We start from the raw sequence: 1,107 nt of genomic DNA, 5'->3' as shown, positions 1-1,107 counted from the left end.
GCACACCCCCCTGTCCACCATCTCCGACCACCGCCCCCTGCTCGTCGACCTCGGCTGAACCACCTGTGACACACTGACCCCGACGCGACTGGCGGCCAGGGGATGGCACCAACCATCGGGGAGCTCCACGCCGCGGAGGTCGACCGCCTGGGCCTCCGCAGCCCGAGGAGCGCCCATGCCCACCGCCCGTCTCCTGCCCGGCACCCCCGTCGCCGAGCGCATCCTCACCGACGTCACCGCCGGCGTCACCGCCCTGCGCGCCGCCGGCATCACCCCGTCCCTGGCCACCATCCTCGTCGGCGACGACGACGCCAGCGCCGGCTACATCCGCATCAAACAACGCCAGGCCGCCGAACTCGGCTTCGCCAGCCCGCACATCCACCTGTCCGCCACCGCCACCCAGGCCGACCTGCGCCAGGTCATCGACCAGTTCAACACCGACCCGAGCGTGCACGGCGTGCTCATCCAGCACCCCGTCCCCGCCCACCTCGACCACGACCGCGCCCTGCACCACCTCGACCCCGACAAGGACGTCGACGGCATGCACCCGCTCAACATGGGCCGACTCGCCCTCGGCCTACCCGGGCCGCTGCCCTGCACCCCCGCCGGCATCGAAGCCCTGCTCGCCCACCACGACATCCCCGTCGCCGGCCGCGACGTGGTCATCCTCGGCCGCGGCGCCACCCTCGGCCGCCCCCTGGCCCTGCTGCTCACCCAGAAACGACCCACCGCCAACGCCGCCGTCACCGTCGTGCACACCGGCGTCCCCGACTGGCCCCACCACACCCGCCGCGCCGACATCCTCATCGCCGCCGCCGGCGTCCCCGGCATCATCCAACCCGAACACGTCCGCCCCGGCGCCGTCGTCATCGGCGGCGGCGTCCGCTACGAGGGCCGCCGGCTGCTCCCCGACGTCGACGAGAGCTGCGCCCAGGTCGCCGGGGCCATCACCCCCCGCGTCGGCGGCGTCGGCCCCACCACCGTCGCCATGCTCTTCCGCAACGCCCTCGACGCCGCCCGCCGCGCCACCACCGGCCGCCCCTGAACCCGCCGGCCCGGCGGCGGCACCCTCACCGCCGGGCCGGCGGGTTCAGGGGCGGCCGGTGG

The 1,107-nt window shown here is 75.3% G+C and carries 1 protein-coding gene and 1 riboswitch; the gene reads left to right on the top strand.

Translation table 11 applies throughout. The annotated features are described in order from the left end of the window. Positions 1–74: 74 nt before the first annotated feature. Positions 75–160: riboswitch (ZMP/ZTP riboswitch) on the top strand. Between the two features lie 15 nt (positions 161–175). Next, positions 176–1,045, top strand: a complete 870-nt coding sequence (locus C1I99_RS31635; RefSeq protein ID WP_111137785.1) for a bifunctional 5,10-methylenetetrahydrofolate dehydrogenase/5,10-methenyltetrahydrofolate cyclohydrolase — start codon at positions 176–178, stop codon at positions 1,043–1,045. Positions 1,046–1,107 lie beyond the last annotated feature (62 nt).

This window comes from Micromonospora deserti, from assembly GCF_003236335.1.
Taxonomy (GTDB): Bacteria; Actinomycetota; Actinomycetes; order Mycobacteriales; family Micromonosporaceae; genus Micromonospora; species Micromonospora deserti.
Note: the sequence above shows the minus strand (reverse complement) of the source record. Positions and strands in the feature narration are given on the sequence as shown.

What these genes read in the sequence shown, in the direction of transcription:
- C1I99_RS31635 (WP_111137785.1), top strand. Translation starts at nt 176, where the DNA reads ATGCCCACCGCCCGTCTCCTGCCCGGCACCCCCGTCGCCGAGCGCATC.